General features: G+C 45.5%; 23 protein-coding genes and 1 pseudogene. 5 read left to right on the top strand and 19 right to left on the bottom strand.

Annotated features, from left to right (window positions below; all coding sequences use genetic code 11):
- Nucleotides 1-135: 135 nt before the first annotated feature.
- From ygiD to J5X96_RS06110, 6 genes are all read right to left on the bottom strand, one after another.
- On the bottom strand, nucleotides 136-912 hold the full coding sequence (ygiD, locus tag J5X96_RS06135; RefSeq protein WP_209362311.1) for a 4,5-DOPA dioxygenase extradiol: 777 nt from the start codon (nucleotides 910-912) through the stop codon (nucleotides 136-138).
- Nucleotides 913-1,467: 555 nt separating this feature from the next.
- Nucleotides 1,468-2,421, bottom strand: a complete 954-nt coding sequence (locus tag J5X96_RS06130) for a zinc-binding alcohol dehydrogenase family protein (protein ID WP_209362309.1) — start codon at nucleotides 2,419-2,421, stop codon at nucleotides 1,468-1,470.
- A 47-nt stretch (nucleotides 2,422-2,468) separates the two neighbouring features.
- Nucleotides 2,469-3,986, bottom strand: a complete 1,518-nt coding sequence (locus tag J5X96_RS06125; protein WP_209362307.1) for an ABC transporter permease/substrate-binding protein — start codon at nucleotides 3,984-3,986, stop codon at nucleotides 2,469-2,471.
- 101 nt (nucleotides 3,987-4,087) lie between these two features.
- A complete protein-coding gene (locus tag J5X96_RS06120) occupies nucleotides 4,088-4,912 on the bottom strand; it encodes an ABC transporter ATP-binding protein (protein ID WP_209362305.1) in 825 nt (274 codons plus the stop codon).
- Entirely contained in the window at nucleotides 4,902-5,759 is an 858-nt protein-coding gene (locus J5X96_RS06115) for an SDR family oxidoreductase (protein WP_209362303.1), read from the bottom strand. Before J5X96_RS06115 ends, J5X96_RS06120 begins: the two co-directional genes overlap by 11 nt.
- A gap of 361 nt (nucleotides 5,760-6,120) precedes the next feature.
- Entirely contained in the window at nucleotides 6,121-6,984 is an 864-nt protein-coding gene (locus J5X96_RS06110) for an AraC family transcriptional regulator (protein WP_209362301.1), read from the bottom strand.
- Nucleotides 6,985-7,114: 130 nt separating this feature from the next.
- On the opposite strand from J5X96_RS06110, the gene J5X96_RS06105 reads away from it, so the two are divergent.
- On the top strand, nucleotides 7,115-7,333 hold the full coding sequence (locus J5X96_RS06105; RefSeq protein WP_070582287.1) for a hypothetical protein: 219 nt from the start codon (nucleotides 7,115-7,117) through the stop codon (nucleotides 7,331-7,333).
- 108 nt (nucleotides 7,334-7,441) lie between these two features.
- Here J5X96_RS06105 and J5X96_RS06100 read toward each other — a convergent pair whose 3' ends face one another.
- The 4 genes and pseudogenes from J5X96_RS06100 to J5X96_RS06090 all read right to left on the bottom strand — a co-directional run.
- On the bottom strand, nucleotides 7,442-8,056 hold the full coding sequence (locus J5X96_RS06100) for a CadD family cadmium resistance transporter (protein ID WP_049371213.1): 615 nt from the start codon (nucleotides 8,054-8,056) through the stop codon (nucleotides 7,442-7,444).
- Nucleotides 7,971-8,270 (bottom strand): hypothetical protein, encoded by a 300-nt coding sequence (locus J5X96_RS09760; RefSeq protein ID WP_245193449.1) that lies wholly within the window; start codon nucleotides 8,268-8,270, stop codon nucleotides 7,971-7,973. Before J5X96_RS09760 ends, J5X96_RS06100 begins: the two co-directional genes overlap by 86 nt.
- Nucleotides 8,270-8,746 carry an ATP-binding cassette domain-containing protein gene (locus tag J5X96_RS09755; RefSeq protein WP_245193448.1) on the bottom strand — a complete coding sequence of 159 codons (477 nt, stop codon included), beginning with the start codon at nucleotides 8,744-8,746 and terminating at the stop codon, nucleotides 8,270-8,272. The genes J5X96_RS09760 and J5X96_RS09755 overlap by 1 nt, the downstream gene beginning before the upstream one ends.
- Nucleotides 8,746-9,344, bottom strand: a pseudogene (locus J5X96_RS06090) (ABC transporter permease); the annotation flags it as partial. The pseudogene J5X96_RS06090 and the gene J5X96_RS09755, both read right to left, overlap by 1 nt.
- Between J5X96_RS06090 and J5X96_RS06085 the strand changes: the two are divergent.
- A complete protein-coding gene (locus tag J5X96_RS06085; protein WP_209362293.1) occupies nucleotides 9,344-9,451 on the top strand; it encodes a DUF1330 domain-containing protein in 108 nt (35 codons plus the stop codon). The pseudogene J5X96_RS06090 and the gene J5X96_RS06085 sit on opposite strands and share 1 nt — an antisense overlap.
- A 148-nt stretch (nucleotides 9,452-9,599) precedes the next feature.
- Here J5X96_RS06085 and J5X96_RS06080 read toward each other — a convergent pair whose 3' ends face one another.
- The 7 genes from J5X96_RS06080 to J5X96_RS06050 all read right to left on the bottom strand — a co-directional run bounded on the left by J5X96_RS06080 (nucleotide 9,600) and on the right by J5X96_RS06050 (nucleotide 13,808).
- Nucleotides 9,600-10,811, bottom strand: a complete 1,212-nt coding sequence (locus J5X96_RS06080; protein ID WP_209362291.1) for an NADH:flavin oxidoreductase/NADH oxidase family protein — start codon at nucleotides 10,809-10,811, stop codon at nucleotides 9,600-9,602.
- 73 nt (nucleotides 10,812-10,884) lie between these two features.
- The gene (locus tag J5X96_RS06075) at nucleotides 10,885-11,196 is read right to left on the bottom strand and encodes a helix-turn-helix transcriptional regulator (RefSeq protein WP_209362289.1); all 312 of its coding nucleotides are present in this window, start codon (nucleotides 11,194-11,196) and stop codon (nucleotides 10,885-10,887) included.
- 276 nt (nucleotides 11,197-11,472) lie between these two features.
- Complete coding sequence (locus J5X96_RS06070; RefSeq protein WP_209362287.1) at nucleotides 11,473-11,808, bottom strand: thioredoxin family protein; 336 nt, start codon at nucleotides 11,806-11,808, stop codon at nucleotides 11,473-11,475.
- Nucleotides 11,809-11,900: 92 nt separating this feature from the next.
- Nucleotides 11,901-12,401, bottom strand: a complete 501-nt coding sequence (locus J5X96_RS06065; protein ID WP_209362285.1) for an OsmC family protein — start codon at nucleotides 12,399-12,401, stop codon at nucleotides 11,901-11,903.
- Between the two features lie 46 nt (nucleotides 12,402-12,447).
- Nucleotides 12,448-12,729, bottom strand: coding sequence for an aldo/keto reductase (locus J5X96_RS06060; RefSeq protein ID WP_209362284.1), 282 nt, complete (start codon nucleotides 12,727-12,729; stop codon nucleotides 12,448-12,450).
- Nucleotides 12,730-12,752: 23 nt separating this feature from the next.
- Nucleotides 12,753-13,331, bottom strand: coding sequence for an NAD(P)H-dependent oxidoreductase (locus J5X96_RS06055; protein ID WP_209362281.1), 579 nt, complete (start codon nucleotides 13,329-13,331; stop codon nucleotides 12,753-12,755).
- Between the two features lie 246 nt (nucleotides 13,332-13,577).
- A complete protein-coding gene (locus J5X96_RS06050) occupies nucleotides 13,578-13,808 on the bottom strand; it encodes a hypothetical protein (RefSeq protein ID WP_245193447.1) in 231 nt (76 codons plus the stop codon).
- Nucleotides 13,809-14,056: 248 nt separating this feature from the next.
- Here J5X96_RS06050 and J5X96_RS06045 point away from each other — a divergent pair, with 248 nt between their 5' ends.
- The 3 genes from J5X96_RS06045 (at nucleotide 14,057) to J5X96_RS09750 (ending at nucleotide 16,143) form a co-directional block, all read left to right on the top strand.
- On the top strand, nucleotides 14,057-15,061 hold the full coding sequence (locus J5X96_RS06045) for an NADP-dependent oxidoreductase (RefSeq protein ID WP_209362279.1): 1,005 nt from the start codon (nucleotides 14,057-14,059) through the stop codon (nucleotides 15,059-15,061).
- Between the two features lie 16 nt (nucleotides 15,062-15,077).
- A complete protein-coding gene (locus J5X96_RS06040; RefSeq protein ID WP_209362277.1) occupies nucleotides 15,078-15,722 on the top strand; it encodes a TetR/AcrR family transcriptional regulator in 645 nt (214 codons plus the stop codon).
- A 184-nt stretch (nucleotides 15,723-15,906) separates the two neighbouring features.
- The gene (locus J5X96_RS09750) at nucleotides 15,907-16,143 is read left to right on the top strand and encodes a cadmium resistance transporter (RefSeq protein WP_245193446.1); all 237 of its coding nucleotides are present in this window, start codon (nucleotides 15,907-15,909) and stop codon (nucleotides 16,141-16,143) included.
- 235 nt (nucleotides 16,144-16,378) lie between these two features.
- Here J5X96_RS09750 and J5X96_RS09850 read toward each other — a convergent pair whose 3' ends face one another.
- Nucleotides 16,379-16,573, bottom strand: coding sequence for a helix-turn-helix domain-containing protein (locus tag J5X96_RS09850; protein ID WP_209362275.1), 195 nt, complete (start codon nucleotides 16,571-16,573; stop codon nucleotides 16,379-16,381).
- A gap of 100 nt (nucleotides 16,574-16,673) precedes the next feature.
- Entirely contained in the window at nucleotides 16,674-17,204 is a 531-nt protein-coding gene (locus J5X96_RS06025; protein ID WP_245193445.1) for a DUF302 domain-containing protein, read from the bottom strand.
- Between the last annotated feature and the right edge of the window lie 77 nt (nucleotides 17,205-17,281).

Raw genomic sequence — 17,281 nt, 5'->3', positions numbered from 1 at the left:
TTCTTATTATTTTACCGGGCGGATCCATGCGTGAACGGTGCCTCAAACTCGGCAACTGAAAGCGAAATGCTCGCCACCACCCCGCCCCATTACAACACCAATTTATAGATTTCAACATAAAGTGTTGCGTTCATTTTAACCCACCAACACAGAGGTCATACTCAATGAACCGGCAATCAAATTGTCATTGAAGAATGCCACTTTTTCATCCGGCTCTCGTAGTGCCGCCACATACAAGAGGGGCAAATAGTGATCAGGTGTGGGTACGGAAAGTGCCGGACCTTCGCCAAATTGCTCATAATGCACCAATTCATCGTTATTTTGCGTGGTCATGGCGTGATTAATGCGATCACGGAACGCATACGCCCAGTCGTATCCCGCACCGATTTGATCTATATGTTCCCAGCTTATGGCTCTCAGATTATGCACAATGTTGCCGCTGCCGATAATCAACACGCCTTGTTCGCGTAAAACAGACAACTTTTTCGCTAAATTGAAATGCCACTGTGCCGGTTGTAAGCGGTTAAGACTGAGTTGTACCACAGGGATATCAGCATCGGGATAGAGAAACTTCAACACCGCCCATGCGCCATGATCAAAACCGCGCGTCGGGTTCAGCTCCACATTTTCCGGCTGCAATAACGACCGCACTTGTTCCGCCAACTCAGGCGAACCGGGCGCGGGATATTGCACCTGGCTGAGTTCTTCAGGAAAGCCGTAAAAATCATAAATCATTTCAGGGCGTTCACCCGATGTCACTTGCAAACTACTGCTGTACCAATGCGCCGAAATCATCAAAATAGCTTTTGGTTTGGCAAACTTTTGCGTAATCAGGCTGAAATTTTGATTGAAGGGATTTTCCTTATCCAACACATTCATCGGACTGCCATGCCCGACAAACAATACAGGCATTTTTTCATCGTTGCCTCCTTAATATCTGATGAGGCAGATTGTACGGATAAATGATTAAGCAATAAACCGCACTTTATGAACAACATTTTTTACTGATAGAAAATAATGAATATTTTTTGGCTTTACGACAAAATAACAATCCGCACGTAAAACGTGCAGTTTTTAGGCTCTCCTATAAGGACTTATACTTCACAAGCTCCTCAAGGGGATTATGAAAACTGGTAACCCTGTTTATTTTCATATCACCATTTTAGTAAATCGTAGCGTGCAACTTGTTGCACGAAATCGTGAATACCCGAAAGGGTGAAATAACGTTCCGTGTGTAATTTGGTCGTGCATCAAGATGCACGCTACGCATGAAATCATGAATTACACATCGAGGTTAATTATTCGTGCAACAAGTTGCACGCTACGCACGAAATCGTGAAAGAGTGATCAAATTTCAAAGAATTTTTGTAAATCTTCTTCAAAACTTTACCGCTTGGCTATCCCTAATAGCAAACAGCTGTATAAATCTATGCCTAAAAATTTGATTTGATGGAATTTTAGATAGGCCTATTCATTGACCACCACTACTTTCCCAAATCCGGCCGCGCTTTGCAAAAAGCTGTGGGCTTCGGGAACTTGTTCCAATGAAAACACGCGTTCAATTAAGATTTTCACATCAAACCGCCGGATATAGTCAAACATCGCATCCAGCTTGGCTTGCGACACATTGCCCGAATAAAAGGCGGTGAGATAGCTGTTGTTTTTGAGTTCGATAATCGGATCGAAATCATTCACGTACCACAAATTGCCGAGTTGCCCCGTATTGCAGACGATGCCATGCTCGTTGATGTGGGAGAAGGAATCGCGCAGGGTTGCCGGCCCTACCAATTCCAGAATTTTGTCGTAGCTTTGGTCAGTTTTCAGTTTGCCGCCCGCTTCGGTAATCACTTCGTCAAATCCGACCGCCTGCAAACGGGCCGCTTTGGCAGGATTACGCGTTGAACCATTCAGCACAATGTGCGGAAACTGCGCTTTAAGCAACTGGGCAAACGCCACGCCCACGCCGCTGCCTGCACCACGCACCAGCACACGATCTTGCGGCGCGATACGAAGCTGCTGCAATGAGCCGAATGCGGTGTAGTAGGTTTCGGGAATTGCGGCAAGGGTTGTCCAATCCAAGTCGGTATGAACGGGGTAAATTTGCTCGTTGGGCAGCAACACATATTCGGCGTAGCTGCCGTCAAAGGCGCGCCCCATTTCGCCCATAATAGAGACGACCTTTTGTCCGACCGCCAGCGCGGGCGTGGAACTTTGCGCCACTTCGCCTACACATTCAATGCCCAAAATGCGCGGAAATTGGACAGACGGCGATTTACCTTCGCGCGTGAAAATCTCGGAATGGTTGATGCCGAAGCCTTTGATTTTTACCAGTGACCAACCCTCTTTGATATCAGGTGTTGGCACGTCTTGATAAATCAGTTGCTCCGGACCGCCGGCTTGGTAAATTTTTACAGCTTTCATAATATCTCCCTAAGAATCTGATGCTTTCAGGTAACCTGCTGCCAATTTTACTTTCCTAACAACCCATTTTTCTCCAAATAATCCCGCGCTACATTTTCCGCACTTTCGCCTTGCACTTTCACGCGGTAGTTCATCTCGCTCATTTCCTCTTCGCTGATTTTTCCCGCCAGTCGGTTAAGTGCGGTCACAATTTGAGGATTTTTCTCGGCAAATTCTGCTTTCATCAATGGTGCACCCTGATAAGCAGGAAACAGGGAAATATCATCTTTCAGCAGGCGCAATTGATATTGTTTCAATTCTGCATCGGTGGAAAAGGCTTCCACTAGGTCGATTTTGTCATTCAACAATGCCGTATAGCGTAAGGCTGGTTCCAAGCTAACAATATGTTTTAGCGTGATACCGGCTGCCTGCATGCCTTTGTAGCCGTCTGCTCGGTCGATAAATTCCAGTGAGAAACCTGCTCGGATATCGGGCGCTACCTGCTTCAAGTCGCTGATTGTTTTCAGTTGGTGCGATGCACCGTAGCTTTCTTTGACTGCCAACGCGTAAGTGTTCTGATAAGACATCGGTGGTAGAAACTCTAGCTGATATTGTTCCGCCAATAATTGTTTGCCCCGTTGATAGGTTTCATCTGGCGACAGATGGCGGTTCTTCTGTTCAGTTGGCACTTGTACTAAGGCTTCCAACACTGTACCGGTGAATTCAGGATAAATGTCGATTTCGCCACTATTCAGTGCGTTAAACAGGAAAGTGGTTTTGCCAAAATTAGGTTTGACTGTGACTTTCACGTTCGAATTCTCACGTTCAATCAATAATTTATACATGTTAATCAGAATATCCGGCTCACTCCCCATTTTGCCGGCAACCACCACGTTTTTTGTAGCAGGTGTAAATGAAATCTGCGACATACCGAGTGCGCCGAAGCCCACCGCCAATGCAAGAATAATCGCCAACTTGCGTCGCGATTTCTGCAACAGCCCGATAATGCCGCTTACGCCGACAGCCAGTAATGCGGAGAGCAATGCGCCGGTAAACGTCATTGTCATGTTGTTGCGGTCAATGCCGAGCAGAATCAGGTTACCCAAGCCGCCTGCGCCAATTAGCGCCGCCAGAGTTGCCGTGCCGACAATCAGCACCGCCGCCGTGCGAATGCCTGAAATCATGGCAGGCAAAGCCATCGGCAGCTCAATCCGCCACAATGATTGCCAGCGCGACAGGCCGAATGCGGTGTACGCATCTTGAATCGATTGGTCGATTTGGGTCAGCCCCAAATAGGTATTTTGAAAAATCGGCAACAGTGCGTATAGCGTGAGTGCAATCAAGACGGGCGGCGAACCGATACCGACAAACGGAATCAGCAAACCCAGCAGTGCCAAAGACGGGATGGTTTGCAATATATTGGTGAACTGCAATACCGCTTCCGCTGCCCGCTGTCTGCGCGCAAACAATACGGCGGCGGGCACGGCAATCGCCACGGCCGCAAGCAAAGCCAGTCCGGAAAGCCATAAATGCGTAAGCAGCATTTGCCAGAGTTCTGCTGGGGTAACGTTTAGGGATGAGAACATAGTTTTAAATTTTATAGTTAGTATGTTGAATAATAGATGTTTATGTTCGCTTTACAGCAAGGTGTTAGCGCCTTGAAAGAGGTTTCAGACGGCCTTCACCATCATAACACCGCCCTTCTCACCGCTTCCTGTCCTTGTTTATCCAACCGTAAGAATTGGTGGATGATGCGTTCGGCATCGGGTGTGTCGGCGGTGGAAAACAGCGATTGCACATAATCATTTGCCGGCTGCTTTTTGATTTCTTCAGGTGTGCCGATTTGTACCAGTTTGCCATTATGCATTACACCGATACGGCAAGCGAGTTTGGCGGCTTCCTGCATATCATGGGTAACGAAAACGATAGTGGTGCCAAATTTTTGGTGAATCATAGCAATTTGGTCTTGCAGCACGGTGCGTACCAGCGGGTCAAGTGCTGAAAACGGTTCGTCCATCAGCAGCACTTGGGGCTTGGCGGCAATGGCGCGCAAAATGCCGATGCGCTGCTGTTCACCGCCGGAAAGTTCGTGCGGATAGCGGTCGCGGTAGTGCGCAGGGTCAAGTTCCACCAGCTCCAATAATTCATTCACACGCGTTTTGCGTTCGGCTTTCGGCCAGCCCAGTACGTCAGGCATGAGTTCGATATTTTCCGCTACGGTCATCGTGGGAAAAAGCGCGATTTGCTGCAATACGTAACCAATTTGGTGGCGAAGTTGGCGGATGTCGTAGTCTTTAATCCGTTTGCCGTGCAGATAAACGTTGCCATCGGTAGGTTCAATTAGCGCGTTAATCATGCGTAAAGTAGTGGATTTTCCGCTGCCCGAACCGCCCACTAACACGAAAAATTCCCCCTGATAAATGGTTAAATCCAAATCGCGCACGGCATATTTGCCGTCATACTGCTTGCCTGCGCCACGAAATTCGATAAACGAGACAAGATTATTTTGCATATTGTGCCCTTACTACGTCTTCAAAATTAAGCGGTGCGCGTCCCAACAACTGTGGCAGGTCGTCTGAAACGGCGGCAAGTTCGCCTTTGGCAATGGCGGTATAGGTAGAAACCCACGCTTCAATCTGCCAATCGGGCGTGTCAGAATACTCAGCTTTACGGCTGGCGAAGGCTTCTTCTAGGGTTTCATTGTGATAGCGGTGCAGTTTGCCGGTGATTTCGGTTAGGACGGCGGCTATTTCAGTGAAGCTTAATGATTGGGAACCTGTCAACGTGTAGGTCTGATTATCGTGGCGGTGGTTGCCGCATGCGATGTCGGCGATGACGTTTGCCGCCGCTTTGGCGACATCACGCTGTGAAACGCAGGCAACGCGCCCATCGTCGGGAGGGCCTGCGATGATGGGCGCGTTGGCAATCGTTGCCATCATCTCACTGTAAAAATTGTCGCGCAGAAAGGTGTAGCGCATATTTGTTTGTCGGATCGCATTTTCGGCCACCGCATGGGTACGCACCAACGTGAAGGTGCTGTCCAACGCCGCCTGCGCAAAAGAGAGATAGACCATGTGTTGCACGCCCGCTTCCGAAGCAGCCTGCACAAAAGTCAAATGCTCCTGCTCGCGTGTTGGGCTTTCGGCAGTAGACACCATAAACAGCACGTCCACCCCGTTTAACGCCTGCTTGGCAAGCTCCAAATCACCATAGGCAAACCGCCGCGCCTCGCAGTTCGACAGGTCGGGCGCTTTGGCGGGGTTGCGCAGCGGCAGAATTAGCGACAGGCCGCATGTGTTCAGATGACGGGCGACCATGCCGCCAATGTTGCCGATGGAACCGGTGATGGCGATGTTCATGAGGAACTCCTTGGAGAACTGTGTAGATATAGGATAAGGGTAGCTGAAAAAGTAGCTTTAGGGTAGTAGGAAGTTTGCATTCAGGCAAAACAACACGCAATTGGTCATATTTTCTATCAATGGTGTAGCATCACCGGAAAGTAACACCTCCAATCCCGTGTCGGTACAGGTCTATTCTCGTGCCTCCAAAGAGGAATCATGACCACATTGAGCATTTCCTGCCATTGATTAAAATAAAAAAATATTCGGTATTTATCTGAATTTCATCCCTAGATAGATCGTGGTAGAACGATTTTTGAATAACAAATACAAAAGTGCGGTCAAATTTTTAGGTGTTTTTAAACCTATCTTTAAGCCCCATCTATTTAATATCCCCCTTGGGCGCATGCCCGAAATACCGTTTGTATTCACGGCTGAATTGGCTAGGTGACTCGTAGCCAACTTGGTAAGCAGTTTCGGTAATGCCTCGCCCTTCTTGTGCGATCAGTCGTCTGGCTTCCATCAAACGTAAGGATTTTTGATATTGCAGCGGTGAAAGGCTGGTTATCTTCTTAAAATGACTATGAAAGCCAGATATCGACATACCACATAGATTTGCCAAGGTTTCCACGGTGATGGTTACACTAAAATGTTGTTGCAGATAGTAGGTGGCTTGGGCGATTTTTTTGGTATTCGATCCATTGCTTACCATGGCTTTAAATTTGCCACCTTGTTCGCCTGTAAGGAGTCGATAATATATTTCTTGTTGGATAAGCGGTGCAAGAAACTCAATATCTTTTGGATTTTCGTGCAAGAGCAATAGACGTTCAACAGCATTTTTGAGAGATTCATCTAGATGCCATTGTGCAAAACCTTCGTCGCCCTGTTGGACATCATCTACAAGGTTTGGATTTGCTAATAAAATCTTGCTAACGATTTCAATATCAATTTTCATCGACATCACTAAAAACGGCTTTTGCGGCTCTGCATATTTAATCTCGCCACGCATCGGTATGTTTACTGGGCAAAACATAAAATGTTGATTATCAAATCGGTAGCATTGTTCGCCTAGCTGCACTTCACGTTCTCCGCTTAACACGATGCAAATGCTCGGCTCTTGAATAATACCTTCGTAACAAAATGGTTGATCTGAATGGCGAAGAAATAAGCCTTTAATCGATGATGAATAGAGTTCGTTATGTGGAATAACCTTTAATAATCGTTCTATCATTTCAGTTGAGAACATAATTTTGTAGGAATAGGCAAGTAATTTGGATAAATCATATAACACTTAATATTGCCGTTCAATATAATGAACTCACTTTTAACGGCGGTACGCCAAACCATATTAACCAACATTAAATGAGGAAAACATTATGAAAATTTTCTACAAAACATCAGCAACAGCAACCGGCGGACGTGATGGTCGTACCCAAGTGGACGATGGTTCAATCGGCTTTGATTTGGTTTCATTTCAAAATGACGGCACCGGAGCTGATGAAAAACACCAACGCGCCGAGTATGGCAAGCACCGCCGCACCGACGAAAAACGGCCGCATGGGATGGGTGAAAAACTTATTCATGGTTTGGCTTAATTCTGCATGAAGATGCTTTCGGATATGGATTTATTGGGCGGACAGGGTTGTATCTTGTATTGAAGAAGCAAGCCGAAGGTTTGTCAGATACTCACATGCCCGTATCATTCATATTATTGATATTATTGTTTGAATTGTATTATTTTCAATAATAATAAATAACCCTAAACCAATATAAATAACAGCCATTATCCAACGACTAAACTTCTCTACAATTTCACCAATACCTGAAATATTAGCCAATCTTTGTGCTGTATATACTAAAACAAAAATCAATATTAAAAATACAAGAAGAGTAACTAATAAGTCGACAAGATCTAAAGTCACAAAGTAAGGAACAAAAAGTCCAATATTATCTGCACCACAACTAGCAACTGTAACCAAAGCAACAATACCGACTAATTTTGACAACCCTTTTTCATCCAATTCTTTTTTAGCTCTTTTTTCGCCCTCACAATCGTCGTAAATAGCAACTTTAATACCTAAGTAAATCGGTATTAAACCTAATAAACCCAACACCCATTTTTCCGGAACATAATTCAAAACAAAAGCTAGAAATAAACTAACTAATATTAAAATTACAGAACCTAAATATTGTCCGATATAAATATCTCGATATTCTTTTCTAGTATTTGCTCTAGCAAAAAATATTAATAGTATTACCAACAAATCTACTGCTGTAGCAATATATAAAACAGCAGCAGTAATCACAGTCGAAAACATAAAGTACCTCATAATGAATCCCCTGCCCCCTTGGCACCACGGCTTTTTCAAAAGCCGAATCGCGTTCGGACAGCGGCGTAGGCAGGGTAATCACGTTTTGCACGTTCATGCCCTTAGTGGAAAGCAGCATGATTTCATGGCTCAGGCGTGCGGCTTCGAAGCGGTCGTGCGTTACCAGCATACACGCCATGCCCTGCCGCTCGATTTTTTCCATCAGCAGGCGACCAAAATATCGCGCAAATCGCGGTCCAAACCGACGAACGGCTCGTCCAGCAAGGCAAGGTCGCAGCCGCACAGCAGCAGGCGCAAAAATGCTACCCGTTTCGCCATGCCGCCGGACAATTCGGTCGGATATTTGTTCAAATCGCCCGCAGTCAGCCCGACTTTCGCCGCCAGCGCGATGATTTCGCCTTCATCGGGTTTGTCCATAAAAATAGCGATATTCTGCATCGCGGTCAAGTTTCCCGGCAGGCGGTTTTCCTGAAACAGAAAACCCGTTTTGCGGAAAGTATTGCGTATCGTGCCCGATTTCGGCGTTTCCAAGCCCGCAATCAAACGCAAAACCGTCGTCTTGCCACAGCCGCTCGGCCCGAACAAAGCTTTCACTTCGCCATGTTGCAGGTTCAAACTGAAATCGCGCACGATGGGGTCGCGGAGAATTTCAAAACGCATGTTTTCAAGACAGAGCATCACCTTCTCCACGGCATAAACAAAATTTCCAAAGGCTTGGTAATCAGGTATTCAAACAGTGACACAAACACGATAACCAACACAACATAAGCCATCACCATCGAAGTCTCCAGCATCGCCCTCGCGTCCGCAATCCGCGCGCCCACGCCTTCGCTCGCGCCCAAGAGTTCCGCCATAATCACCACTTTCACCCCCATCGCCACCGCCACGCCGATGCTGGAAATCACATAGCCCGTCAGATGCGGGATATACAGATAACGGATTTTTTCAGACGGCCTAACTTATAAGCGTCAAACAATTCCTCATGCTGCCTGTTCACGCTCGCCATCCCAACCGCCGCACTCGCAAACGTCAGCGGCGCAACCAACACAATGATGGTAAACAACACGCTCGGATTGCCGAAACCAAACCAAAACAACGCCATCACCACCCAAATAATCGGCGACATCGCCAACAAAATCGTAATCACAGGCTTGAGCAACGCCATCGCCGTCTTAAAACTGCCCACCACCAGCCCCGCAGCCAATCCCGCTACCAGCGCAACCGAAATCCCCACCACCGACCTCCACAGCGAAATCCCGATTTCGTTTTCCTGATATGGCATCCGCACGATCATGGTACCACAGCCCGGAATATAAACAATTCAAATCTATCCGCTTGGGCGCAACAACCGGCCGTGCCGTTTTGGTGCAAGGGATTGATTAAAACAGTTTCTTAGTACAAGAGGTCGTCTGAAAATGGTTTCAGACGACCTCTTGGTTCTAAACGGCAAGGGCGCATTGGATACACAAAAGAGCGGTCAGATTTTCAAGAGTTTTTGCAAATCCTCTTTCAAACCCAACCACTTTCATCATCAAGCCCTGCCCGTACTCAAACTTGCCTTGCCGTTTTCCCACAAGGTTTTCAGCAATACTTTCCACGCCGACAATTTGGGATTGGGCTGCTTGCCTTGTCCGATCAGGTCCATTTGCGTCATATACCAGTTCATTTCCAACATTGCGCCCGCTTTTTTATCAACAAATGCTACGCCAGTTTTGATGCGGTCGGTTTGCACGGTTTGGTAGGTGCCGTTTTGCATTTTGTTTGCTAAATCAGGCACTAAGGCAAACGGACGGGCGACGCCGACCAAATCCAAATGGCCGCTGGATAAGGCGTCTTCCATTGCTCTTTGTGAACGAAAACCGCCGGTGATAATCAGCGGAACTTGGCTGACTGCACGGGCTTTTTCGGCGTAATCGATGAAGAAGGCTTCGCGTTTGCGGGTGCTGTCTTTGGCGGCTAGCATTTGCGGGCTTTCGTAGTTGCCACCGAAAACTTCAATAAAATCAATGCCCATTTCTGACAGTTTTTGCACCACCTGCACCGATTCGCTTTCGTCAAAACCGCCTTTTTGGAAATCCGCCGAATTGAGTTTTACGCCTACCAAGAAATCTTTGCTCACGGCGGCGCGGATGGCGGTGTAGGTTTCCAAAAGGAAGCGCATACGGTTTTCCAAGCTGCCGCCCCATTGGTCTTGGCGGCGGTTGTGGTGTGGCGAGAGGAATTGGCTGATGAGATAGCCGTGCGCGGCGTGAATTTGTACGCCTGAAAAGCCTGCTTGTTCGGCAATTTTCGCGGTTTGTACGAATTGCTGAATCAGCCCATTGATTTCATCGGCAGTCAATTCGCGCGGCGGATTGATGAAGCCGTCCATGCCCACCAACGGCACGGCGCTTGGCGCAAGCGGTGTTTTATTGACCACCGCAGGCGACTGTTTGCCCGCATGGTTGATTTGCATGATGAGCAGCGTGTCGTTTTGCGTGCCGGCTTTCGCCCATTTTTTCAGCATCTCAAGCCCGCGGTCGTCTGAAATCACCACATCATTTATCGAACCTTTGCCGCTTTCGGCAACCATCACATTGCCCGTAACCAACACGCCTGCGCCGCCTTGCGCCCAAGTGCCGTACAGGCGGACGAGTTTTTCAGACGGCTGGTCATTTTGGGCAAGTTGCTCTTCCATGGCGGATTTGAAGATACGGTTTTTGGCGGTTTTGCCGTTTTGAAAAGTGAATGGCGTGAATAACATAATCGTTCCTTTAAGTTGATAAGTTTAAAAATGTAAACGTATTTAGGTAAAAATAAAGAGTTAATGGATAACCCTATTTTGAAAGCGGGCAATTTTGAGCCATCAAATCGGCAAGCTGTTTCAACCTCGCCACCGCATCCGCCATGGCAATACTGTAAAACCGCTCTTTGCCGACCTGCTCTACCGCCACCGCACCAGCTTGCAGCATGATTTTCAAATGATGCGACACAGCAGGGCGCGACAGATGCAGATGCTCGGCCAGCTCATTCACATTCATCCTGCCATGTTCCCACAGCACGCGCAGGATTTGATGGCGATTTTCATCGCTCAACACGGTAAAGATGGGAATGCACTCGCGCATTAGATTCATCGTTTGTTGCGGCATATTCGGATTCTTGAGTTTATATGTTTAAAAACTTGAACGCATTTTAGGGGGAATGAGGGGGAATGAGGGGGAATGTCAAAGGGAATTTTCAGAAGATGGTTTTAGCGTACAAATCACAGCGTTTCATCAATAATCATCTCAGTCTGCAAGCCGTTTCAGACGACCTTTTCGTAATAAAGAGCGGTCAAATTTTTAAGTGTTTTGCAAATCATCTTAAAAACTTGACCACTTGCATCATTATCAAGACCGCAGCCGTCTGAAACATTGATAGACCGGTTACTGATGCCCGCTTTCTGCTACTTTTGTCCATTTTGCTAATGTCTGCTTCATCTGTGTCTGAGGGATGAAGCGGGCCATTCGTTCTACTTCCTTGCCTTGATAAAACAGCAGCCATGCAGGTGCGGTCAGCACGTGGAAACGTCCAGCCATTTCGGGTATTTCAGCAATATCGGCTTTTACGGCATACACATTTCCTTCCACCGCCAAAGCTGAGTCAAGCTGGGCGGCCACGACCGTACAAACACCGCAGATTGGGGCTTTGATGTACAGTGATACTAAAGGGTGTGTGGCGATGGCCTGTTCGATGTCTTTCAGAGTGTGTAGTTGTTGCATGTCATGTACTCCTTTGAGCGATTAAGCCCTTTTCTAGTTGTCCAGAAAAGGGGCTTTTAACGAAATGAAAACAAGAAAACGGTTTGAGTCGTCTAGATTTTTTCCACAACCACTTTTGCCCGCGCTTTCAGGCTATTCAACACTGGCGAGTTGGCGGCGGAGCGGTCGGCGAAATTTTGCAGAGTAGGAAGGTCGGCGTCGGCTTTTACTTTTACGGTTAGCACCAGATTATCCAGTCCGCCGTAGCCATCTTCCATGCCGAACAGTTTGGCCATGTCGATACCGCCCCTTGCGGATATTTCAAACTGTTCCAGTTTCACGCCTGCCTGTGCTGCTTGCAACTCGAAACCTATGGAGCAGCAGCCTGCAGCAGCGCCGATCAGGTATTCCATCGGACTTGGGGCGGCGTTTTCACCGCCCATGTTTTTCGGTTCGTCTGTGGTAAAGGCAGGGAAGCGGCGCACGGAGATTTCGTTCTTCGTGCCGGATACCCAGCGCGAATCGGCGCGTAATGCTGCCTTGCCTTTTGTATGGTCGTTTTCAACCGCTGCCATGGTAGTTCGAAAACGTTCGATATCTAACCCGTTAATCATGTTTTGTCCTTTCATATGATGAATTGCAGATGGTTTTTCGCTACACTTACACGCCCATTTTCCACGCAGAGATGCGCTTCAAATTATCCACCGTGTCGTGATTGACGATGGTGGCAAACGTGCCGTCCAGTTTGGTAATTTCTGCTTTGTCTTCATCGCTAAGTGCAAAGTCAAAGATGTTCAAGTTTTCCGCCATGCGTTCGGGTTTGGTGGATTTTGCCACCACGATGATGTCGCGTTCCACCAGCCAGCGGGTAATCACTTGCGCCACGGATTTGCCATATTTCGTACCAATTAGCGACTGACAAAATGGTGGGCAAAAGCCCACCGCTTAAAGTTGATGTTTTATCATTAACCGAACACTTTTTCCAAATGTGCTTGGTAGTCTGCGAAGTATTGTTCTACTTGTGGATTTTTAACTACATCGTTACATGTAAATGTCGGTAGACGGGTCAAACCGATGAACTCGTTGAGTTTGTGGAAAGGCATGTACACAGCATCCACATCTTTGCCTTCAAAGAAGTCGCCTTCACGGGTGAACGCTTCAATCGGCGCATTCCAAGTAAGCGAAAGCATGTGTTTTTTGCCTTGCAACAAACCACCTGTACCGAAGCCTTCAGTTGGACTAACACGATGACGGCCATCACTGTGGTAAAGCTTGCCGTGTCCAGCGATAAATACTTCATCTATGTATTTCTTCACTGTCCAAGGCTCGTGCATCCACCAAACAGGCATCTGCCAAATCACGGCATCCATCCACAAGAATTTTTCGATTTCTGCCTCAACATCATAGCCAGCATCAATCACAGTTTCTTTTACATTGTGTCCAAGTGCGGTCAAAACTTCTTTTGCTTTTTTGTGAAGCGTGTTGTTTAACTCACCATGCGAATGGCCGAATTCTTTTCCACCGTTTAATAATAAAATGTTCATTTTTACTCCTAGAATAAATAATTCTGAAAAATGAGGGCTTCAATTATGCCTTTTTACTTTAATTTTTAAAAGTGCGTTTTAGGTAGCGGTAATTTATGATTACTAACAAGACTAATGCATTATCTTTCAGATGACGGTTTTACCAGTCAAATTGAATACGAATTGAAAGTAGAAGATGAAGAAATAGACGTGAAGAAGGTTAAGAAATAAATAAAAATGCCTGTTGTAAAACAGGCATTAAAAGGATTATGCTTTTGGGCGAGTTAATAAAACGAATAAACCAAGAATCACATCACCAATTACCCAAAGTGTAAGGATTATACTTGCGCCTAATCCTGTGCCAAGCAGCGTACCTGCTCTTTCAGTATTACTTATAGTATTATTAATCACATAAGCACTTGAAGCAACACCGCCAATCAGCCAAATTGCCATTAATACATTAAATAAAATAAATAAGCATTTAAAAACCTTGCCCATAAATGTACGTTTTGGTTTGCGGAGTTGTTTACCGCATGACGGACATTTTAAAGCCTGGTTGGAAACATTTTTATTTTCCTCGTTGTTTTTAAAGATATTTCTCTATATTTGAATTCATATTTTCTTTATGAATATCAGCTGCCACAGAGAGTGGGAGCAGTATAGTTGACATCTTTGAAGAATAAGCGTACAATCAAGGAAATGATTGAGCGCTCACCCAATACGTGAGGGGCAAAGGAGTTCATAAAATGGTTATTCAAGCAATACAATATAGTCGTTTCGGTAATGAAGAAGTGTTAGATTTAGTGAATATTAAATCTGATTCTTTAAAAGTGAATCAAGTCAGGGTAGAAGTTCATGCCGTTGGTTTAAATCCTATTGATTACAAGACTTTTGAGGGTGCAAAACCACTTAGATTTTTATCTTTTATGACGAAATTAAGGAATCCAAGTAGTTGGTTTGAGTCGAAATCATCTCTTTTCCCAAGAGGTGTTGGTAGGGATTTTGCTGGAGTCATCACAGAAATTGGTGAAGGAGTAAATACGTTTGCAGTAGGGGATAAGGTTTTTGGAACAATAATCAGTGACCCTGGATTGGGGACCAAAAGGGGTGCTTTGGCAACAGAAATTTGTGTCAATGAATCGGAAATTGTATTGAAACCAAAGACGATTGATATGAACCACGCAGCTACTATGGGAGTAGCCTCTCTAACTGTGGGTGGTGCTTTTAGAAAAATTGAGTTAAGTTCTAACGATGTTGTAGTTATTTCAGCAGCGACAGGTGGTATTGGAAGTATTGCAGTACAGTATGCGGTTGCTAAAGGTGCAACGGTTATCGGAATTGCAAGTAAGAAGAATTCAGAATATCTGAAGTCCTTAGGTGCCATACCAGTAGCTTACGAAGAGAACATCCATAATGCTCTTCTATCAGCAACTCCAAAGCCGATTACAAAATTCTTGGATTGCTATGGAAGTGATTACGTTAAGTTAGCTTTTAGTCTAGGTTTGAAGGGGAGTGAGATCGGAACTCTAGTACCTTCTCCATATGTTATAATAAGAGGAGCTCAGTTCACGGGTCCGAGACACTCTACATATGATGATTTTAAGGCTCTAGCGGAGATGGTCTCGGATGGGAAGGTTCAGCTAAATATTGATCAAGTGTATGACTTCTCTCTAAAGTCAGTTAGAGAAGCATATCGTAGTCTGAAACTGGGACACACTCGAGGTAAGAAAGTTGTAAAAGTAAGAGAGTAGCAAGGAGTTGCTAGTGATGGAAAGTTTAGAACAAAAATATGCCCAGATACTAGAAAACAACAATTTGAGTTTAAAACAACGTCAAGTACTGTTATCAAGTCTAAAATTATTTTCAGAAATTGGTTTTGAAAACACAACAGCCAGTCTTATTGCCAAGGAAGCTGGGGTTTCAGAAGGGACGGTTTTTAGTTACTTTAAGACCAAGGAAGGCATCTTAGAAGCAATTTTATCGACTTTTCTTGAGCAAGTTATTCCAGATGTGATTGCTGATTTTTCTAAGAAGAAATTTACAGAAAACCAAGAGACCTTTTCAGTGTTTTTGAGAAGTATTGTTCGTGATAGACTAGTTTTTATTCGAGAGAATCAAATGCAAGTTAAAATTCTCTTGAGTCGTTCTTTTATTGATAATACTATTTCTAACCAGTTAGGTAATGTTATTGTTGACTCTATCATTAAGCCAATTAGTCCAATCCTGAATCAGTTTAAAGAAATGGGCCTCATTAGAAATTGGTCAAATGAAAGAATAGTTCGCTATATTTTAGCCTTGAGTCTTTCTTATGTTCTTCCAATGATGTTGAATGATAACGAGGATCTAGATATAGATGAGGCAGTAAAAGAAATAGTTGAATGCCTGTCTTTTGCATTAGTAGAAGTCAAGTAAGCATTCAATACGAATCAATACATAAGAAAAACGCTGATTTCAAGCGTTTTTTCTTTTTTCAATTTCAATACATTTCACTATATTTCAGTCCAAACTCTACCTTTTTCTCTACCTTTTTTAGATAAATATATCATCTGGATATTGAAGTTAAGCCCTGCTATCATTTCGATGGCAGGGCTTTTTAATGTTTGGTACACTACCTTCTTATCTATATTTTGATGGAGAAGCTATTGCAAAAGATGGTTTGCGAAAAGACAATAAAAACCTGATTTTTCTAGTCGCTATGATTACTTTTGCAAGTTGTGGTGCTGACAATATTGGTGTTTTTGTCCCCCCTGATAGCGCAAGCGTCCTCGCTTGTGCCATTACAATCTATTGTGGTTTCGGAGTTAGCAAAATCCCGAGGCAAGCTCACGAATAAAGTTTACCGGAAAAGTGATATTTGGCGATAAAGTGATTACCTGTTTAAGTTCTTCAATTTTCTTCTAATGACAAAAAAGTGCGGTTATAAAATCAAAAGGATTCTAAACGTTGGCTTTGCCAACGGCTCCCCAGATAGCCCCTCCTTCTGACGCGTAGTTTTATCTATCTAAAAAATAAGCAAATTGAAGTTATTCATCAAAATAGTAAAAATCTGAATCAAACGAAATTGATTTTCAGGCACGCGTTAGGAAACGCGCGCTATCGTGGGGATGTTCGAGTGCGCCGATGCCGCCTTCTTGATAGGCGCGTATCCATCGTCGCAGGTGGGTTCGGGAGATGCTGTAATGATCTGCGGTACGCTGTTGGCTGCGTATATGCAGGTAGTGTAGTACGGCTTGGTATTTGAAGTGTAATGTATATTTGCTCATAAAAAAACTGCACCTTGTGAGTTGGAGGGGATGTCCAACTTTTGGGGTGCAGTTCAGGGTTTGCTCAGGTTTTCAGACGACCTTCGGATTTTGGCTAACTTTATTCCGTTACCGTTTTACGGATGAGCTTTTCCGCATTGGCGAGTGTGTTTTCCACTTCGGCGAACTCTATTTTGCTGCCCGACACCAGCGCGCGCGTATCGTTGAATACGACTTGGACTGCGCCGTCGACTTCGGTAACGAGGACGCGCAACGGCAGTTGCAGGGCGAAGGCGGGGTCTTTTTGCATCAGCGGCGTGCCGGCTTTGGGCGTGCCGAAAACGATGACTTTCGCGGGCTGCATGTCCAAACCACTTTGTCGCGCTGCGGCTTGGTGGTCGATGACGGCGAACACGGTCATGCCTTTTTCTTTAACGGCGGTTTCCAAACGGCGGACGGTATCGTCGAAGCTGTATTTGCTGACGGCGGTATGGGTTTGATTCATGTCTGAACTTTGTCGGGAATCGGTTTGTCGGGCGGCATCGCCGCTATGTGAAGCGCTGGCGGCTTTAGCAGCGGGCGCGGCATAGGATACGGCTGCAGGAAGGACGAGTGCGGCGGCAGTCAGCGCAGCAGTCAGTAATTTTTTCATGGTTGTTTCTCCAAACGGTTGAATAAAGACATAAATCTAAACGGTTCGGCGGCAAAAAGCAATGCCCGTCAGCAAAA

The sequence above is a fragment of the Aggregatibacter sp. 2125159857 genome (genome assembly GCF_017798005.1).
In the GTDB taxonomy this organism is placed as follows: Bacteria; Pseudomonadota; Gammaproteobacteria; order Enterobacterales; family Pasteurellaceae; genus Aggregatibacter.
The sequence above is the reverse complement of the archived record's forward strand: the minus strand, read 5'-3'. Positions and strand labels throughout refer to the sequence as shown.